Source organism: Ramlibacter sp. AN1133 (genome assembly GCF_037890035.1).
In the GTDB taxonomy this organism is placed as follows: Bacteria; Pseudomonadota; Gammaproteobacteria; order Burkholderiales; family Burkholderiaceae_C; genus Ramlibacter.
In genome coordinates, this window is record NZ_JBBKTQ010000007.1 from 290880 (window position 1) to 296879 (window position 6000).

The window sequence follows — 6000 nt, forward strand, 5'->3', positions numbered from 1 at the left end:
GATTCCTTCGGCTGGACCGCCTCATTTTGAAGCAATATCCGGTCAGCTATCGAGATGATGGAGGATGTCATCTCCACCGAGATCCCCGATGCCCGCGCAGCCCCACGACGTCTTCGACCGCTTCTTCGAGCCCTCTGCCTTCGCCGCAACGCCGCTGCGGCGGGCGATCACGGCCGCGACGCGCAGCCCCGAACCGGAGGCGGTGCAGTCCGTCCTCGACGCCGCACGCGTCCCACCGCCCGCCGCGCAGCGCATCCAGGCCCTCGCGTTGCGCCTGGCCGCGGGGCTGCGCGCGCGCAAGGCGGCCAGCGGCCGCGCGGGCATCGTGCAGAACCTGCTGCAGCAGTACGCGCTCTCGTCGCAGGAAGGCGTGGCGCTGATGTGCCTGGCGGAGGCGCTGCTTCGCATCCCGGACGCGGCCACGCGCGACACGCTGATCCGCGACAAGATCGCGCAGGGCCAGTGGCAGACGCACCTGGGCAAGAGCCCCTCGCTGTTCGTCAACGCCGCCACCTGGGGCCTGTTGCTCACCGGCAAGCTGGTCTCCACGCACAGCGAATCGGGCCTGTCCGCTGCCATCGGCCGCCTCGTCTCCGTCGGCGGCGAGCCGCTGATCCGCAAGGGCGTGGACATGGCGATGCGCATGATGGGCGAGCAGTTCGTCACCGGCGAGAACATCGCCGAAGCGCTGCGCAACGCGCGGCCGCGCGAGCAGGAGGGCTTCAGCTATTCCTTCGACATGCTCGGCGAGGCCGCGCTCACGGCGCACGATGCGAACCGCTACCTGCGCGACTACGAGCAGGCGATCCACGCCATCGGCAAGGCGTCGGCCGGCCGCGGCATCTACGCCGGCCCCGGCATCTCCATCAAGCTGTCGGCGCTCCACCCCCGCTACAGCCGCTCCCAGTACGACCGCGTGATGGGCGAGCTCTATCCCCTGCTGGTGCGCCTGTGCGCGCTGGCCAAGCGCTACGACATCGGCCTGAACATCGATGCCGAGGAGGCCGACCGGCTGGAGCTCTCCCTCGACCTGCTGGAGCGCCTGTCCTTCGAGCCGCAGCTGCAGGGATGGAACGGGCTCGGCTTCGTCGTGCAGGCGTACCAGAAGCGCTGCACCTTCGTGGTCGACTACGTCGTCGACCTCGCGCGACGCAGCAAGCGGCGGCTGATGATCCGGCTGGTCAAGGGCGCCTACTGGGACTCGGAGATCAAGCGTGCGCAGCTGGACGGCCAGGACGACTATCCGGTCTTCACGCGCAAGCCGTACACCGACGCCTCGTACATCGCCTGCGCGCGCAAGCTGCTGGCCGCGCCGCAGGAGGTGTATCCGCAGTTCGCGACGCACAACGCCCACACGATGGCAGCGATCTACGAGCTTGCCGATCCGCAGCGCTACACCCCGCACCAGTACGAGTTCCAGTGCCTGCACGGCATGGGCGAGCCGCTGTACGAACAGGTCGTGGGCCCGGTGGAAGAAGGCAAGCTGGGGCGGCCCTGCCGCGTGTATGCGCCGGTCGGCACGCACGAGACGCTGCTGGCCTACCTGGTGCGCCGCCTGCTGGAGAACGGGGCCAACACCTCCTTCGTGAACCAGGTCGCCGACCAGGCCATCGCCGTCGAACAGCTCGTGCGCGATCCGGTGGACGTGATCGAGGAGTACGCGCGCCGCGAAGGCGCCACCGGGCTGGCGCATCCGGCGATCCCCTTGCCGCGCGCACTCTATGGCCACGTGCGCCGCAACTCGCGCGGCGTGGACCTGGGCAACGAGGCGCAGCTGCAGGCGCTGTCGCAGGCGTTCACTGCCGCGGCCGGGGAAGACTGGAACGCGGGCCCGCTGCCGGCCGCGGACACGCCCGCACACGACATGGCCCCCGTCACCAATCCGGCCGACCGCAGCGACCGGGTCGGGTCCGTGCGCGAGACCACCGACAGCGAAGTGGAGCTCGCGCTGCAGCGTGCCGTGCAGGGCGCGCCGCGCTGGGCAGCGACGCCACCGGACGCGCGCGCCCGACTGCTGGAAGGCGCGGCCGACCGGCTGGAAGCCGACATGCCCCGCCTCATGGGCGTGCTGATCCGCGAGGCCGGCAAGACGGCCTCCAATGCGGTGGCCGAAGTGCGCGAGGCCGTCGACTTCCTGCGCTACTACGCCCGCGAGGTCCGCGACCACTTCGACAATGCCACACATGTCCCCCTGGGACCGGTCGTCTGCATCAGCCCGTGGAACTTCCCGCTCGCCATCTTCATCGGGCAGGTCTCCGCGGCGCTGGCCGCCGGCAACGTCGTGCTGGCCAAGCCGGCGGAACAGACGCCCCTGATCGCAGCGGAGGCCGTGCGGGCGCTGTGGGCCGCAGGGGTCCCGCGCGATGCGATCCAGCTGCTGCCCGGCCCCGGTGCCGTGGTGGGCGCAAAGCTGGTGGCCGATGCGCGCACGCAGGGCGTCCTCTTCACCGGTTCCACCGAAGTGGCGCGCCTGCTCCAGCGCAGCCTGGCGGGCCGGCTGAATGCGAGCGGGCGGGCGATCCCGCTGGTCGCGGAGACGGGCGGGCAGAACGCGATGATCGTCGACTCCTCGGCCCTGGCCGAACAGGTGGTGGGCGACGTGCTCGCGTCGGCCTTCGACAGCGCGGGCCAGCGCTGTTCCGCCCTGCGCGTGCTGTGCGTGCAGGAGGAAGCGGCGGACCGGATCCTCGCGATGCTGCTGGGCGCGATGGCCGAACTGCGCGTGGGCAATCCGGCCCGGCTCGCCACCGACGTCGGCCCGGTGATCGACGAAGAGGCGAAGGGCAACATCGAGCGCCACCTGCACCGCATGCTCGCCAAGGGGCGGCGCGTGCACCAGCTGGCCGGCCACAGCGAACACCCGCTCCAGGACGGGACCTTCGTGCTGCCCACCCTGATCGAGATCGACAGCATTTCCGAGCTGGAGCGGGAGGTGTTCGGCCCGGTGCTGCATTTCGTGCGCTTCCAGCGCGAGGAGCTCGACGGGCTGGTGGCCCGCATCAACGGCACCGGCTACGGCCTCACGATGGGCCTGCACACCCGCATCGACGAAACGATCGCGCGCGTGGTGGGTGCCGCGCATGCGGGCAACATCTACGTGAACCGCAACATGGTGGGGGCCGTGGTCGGCGTGCAGCCGTTCGGGGGCGAAGGCCTGTCGGGCACGGGCCCGAAAGCCGGCGGGCCGCTGTACCTGTACCGGCTGCTGGCGCGCCGGCCGGAGGACGTGCTGGCCCGCGCGCTCGCATCCGACACCGATGGCCCCGCGCCGGCCGCGCCCGCCGCCAGCGGCGCGTTGCGCGCGCTGCTGGAGTGGGTCGGCGCGCAGCAGCCCGCGCTGGCCGTCGCGTGCTCGCGGGTGGCGGCGTTGGCGCGCCCCGGCGCCTCCGTCGTCCTGCCGGGCCCGACGGGGGAGCGCAACGTCTACACGATCGCGCCGCGTGCCAGCGTGCTGTGCCTGGCCGCCGGCGAAGCGGACCGCCTCGTGCAGCTGGCCGCCGTGCTCGCAGTGGGCAGCCGTGCCATCTGGAGTGCCGAGGCGCAGGAACTGCTGCAGCGCCTGCCGCCCGAGGTGCAGGCGCACGTCGCGCTGGCGCGCGACTGGTCCGCGCCGGAGGTCTCCTACGAGTCCGTACTGCTGCACGGCTCGCCGCAGGAACTGGCGGAGGTCCAGCAGCGGATGGCCCGTCGCGAGGGCCCGGTGGTGAGCGTGGAGCGCATGGAGCCGGGCGAGACGTCCGTCCCGCTCGAGCGCCTGGTCATCGAGCGGGCCCTGAGCATCAATACCGCGGCGGCGGGAGGCAATGCCTCGCTGATGTCGATCGGCTGACGGGGCAGCGCGGCCCGGCCAGCCGGTGCCTCAATAGGTCTCCAGGTGCAGGCGGCCGTCCCGCCGCAGCGAGGCGCCCACCGTCTCCCAGTCCAGGCCCGCATGCGTGGCGATGTCGTGCAGCGTCATCACCACGCCCTCTTCCATGGCCTTGAGCCCGCAGACGTAGAAGTACGCGTTCGGGTCCGCCAGCAGCGGCGCCAGGTCGGCGGCGCGCTCGCGCATCAGGTCCTGCACGTAGCGCTTGGGCTCCCCGGCGACGCGGCTGAAGGCCAGGTTCAGGTCGATGAAGTCCTTCGGCAGCTTCTGCAGCGGGCCGAAGTAGGGCAGCTCCTCCGGCGTGCGGGCACCGAAGAACAGCATCAGCTTGCCGCCTTCGAACTTGCCGGAGTTGCGCAGCCGCCGGCGCCACTCGGTCATGGCCCGCATCGGCGCGCTGCCGGTGCCGGTGCAGATCATCACGATGTGGCTCTTGGGGTGGTTCGGCATCAGGAAGGTGGCGCCGAAGGGCCCGATCACCTCCACCTTGTCGCCCACCTTCAGGTCGCACATGTAGTTGCTGGCCACGCCGCGCACGGGGCGGCCCTCGTGGTCCTCCAGCACGCGCTTGATGGTCAGCGAGACGTTGTTGTAGCCGGGGCGCTCGCCGTTGCGCGCGCTGGCGATGCTGTACTGGCGCGGATGGTGGGCGCGCCCCTTGGGGTCCACGCCGGGCGGCACGATGCCGATGCTCTGGCCCTCCAGCACGGGAAAGGGCGTGCTGCCGAAGTCCAGCACGATGTGATGGGTGTCGTAATCCTTGCCGACCTCGGTCACGCGGTGGTTGCCGGTGACGGTGGCGACGATCGTCTTGACCGGCGCCTTCGGCCCGTAGACGTTGGTGAAGGCATGCGCGGCCGACCACGGCGGCACGGTGGCCCCCCAGTCGCCGCTGCGGAAGGTGGAGGCCTGCGGATCGATCTCCGTCGCCACCGGCGCGCTGCTCGCGGGCTGCGGCGGCACGGCCAGTTCGGCCCCGCCCGCGGCCTCGGCCAGTTCCGCCTCCGACAGCGCCTCGGGCAGCGACTCCCAGCCCAGCTGCTCGTCGATGGTGTACGCCCGCGCCCTGGGCACCGTGCGCCAGTTGTCGATGCTGCCGGTGGGGCACGGCGGGATGCAGGCCATGCACAGGTTGCACTTGGCCGCATCCACCACGTAGTTGTTGCTGTCGTGCGTGATCGCGGCGACGGGGCAGGTCGCCTCGCAGGTGTTGCAGCGGATGCAGATCTCCGGATCGATCAGGTGCTGCTTCAGGAAGATGACGTCGGAATGATCCACGATGGTTCCCGTAGGCTGGTGGTGACGAAGGAACCCCAGCGATCGGATGAGCGCAGCGAGCTGGGGTTCCTTCGTCACCACCAGCCTACAAGGGGGCGCCTCAGGCGAAGCGCACGTACTCGAAATTCACCGGCTGGCGGTTGATGCCCATGACCGGCGGCGCGATCCAGTTGGCGAACTTGCCCGGCTCGACGACGCGGCCCATCAGGCTGGCGACGAAGGCCCGGTCTTCCGCCGTGGGCAGCCACTGGCCCACCTTGGCGTTCCATTCTGCCTCGCTCACCACGTGGCCGTCCGGCGCCACCTTGACGCCCGCCAGCGCACCGATGTTGCGGTGGAAGGCCTTGTGCGGCACGGTCAGGCGGAACGGGATGCCCGCCTTCTCGATCACCTTGTTCCAGCGCTGCACGCCGCCCACGCTGTCCTTGATGTAGTCGTCGCGCAGCACCTCGTTGAGGGCGTTGAGCATCGGGACTTCCTTCTCGACCAGCTGGCCGCCCACGACGTTCAGCACCTTGTAGTTCTGGCCGCGCAGCTGGTGGTCGTCGACCCGCTTGCCTTCCTCGAAGCGGCCCTTCAGGCCCGAGCTGTAGAAGGTGGCCGCATTGCTCGACTCGTCGGCGCCGAACAGGTCGATGGTCACGCTGAAGTGGAAGTTCAGGTAGCGCTGCAGGGTGGGGAGGTCGATCACGCCGGCCTCGCGCAGCGTCTTCGGGTCGTCCGTCTTCAGCTCGTTCATCGCCTGGCAGGTGCGCTGGATCACGCGGCTGATGCCGGACTCGCCCACGAACATGTGGTGCGCTTCCTCGGTCAGCATGAAGCGCGTGGTGCGCGACAGCGGATCGAAGGCCGAT

At 70.4% G+C, this 6000-nt stretch carries 2 protein-coding genes and 1 pseudogene; 1 reads left to right on the top strand and 2 read right to left on the bottom strand.

The window, feature by feature from the left end; genetic code table 11:
* Positions 1-88: 88 nt before the first annotated feature.
* Positions 89-3829, top strand: a complete 3741-nt coding sequence (gene putA / locus WG923_RS12695; RefSeq protein ID WP_340351326.1) for a trifunctional transcriptional regulator/proline dehydrogenase/L-glutamate gamma-semialdehyde dehydrogenase — start codon at positions 89-91, stop codon at positions 3827-3829.
* A 30-nt stretch (positions 3830-3859) separates the two neighbouring features.
* On the opposite strand, the gene boxA is transcribed toward putA, so the two are convergent.
* Both boxA and WG923_RS12705 read right to left on the bottom strand, forming a co-directional pair.
* Positions 3860-5146, bottom strand: coding sequence for a benzoyl-CoA 2,3-epoxidase subunit BoxA (gene boxA, locus WG923_RS12700; RefSeq protein WP_340351327.1), 1287 nt, complete (start codon positions 5144-5146; stop codon positions 3860-3862).
* Positions 5147-5246: 100 nt separating this feature from the next.
* Positions 5247-6000: pseudogene (locus tag WG923_RS12705) on the bottom strand (benzoyl-CoA 2,3-epoxidase subunit BoxB); the annotation flags it as partial.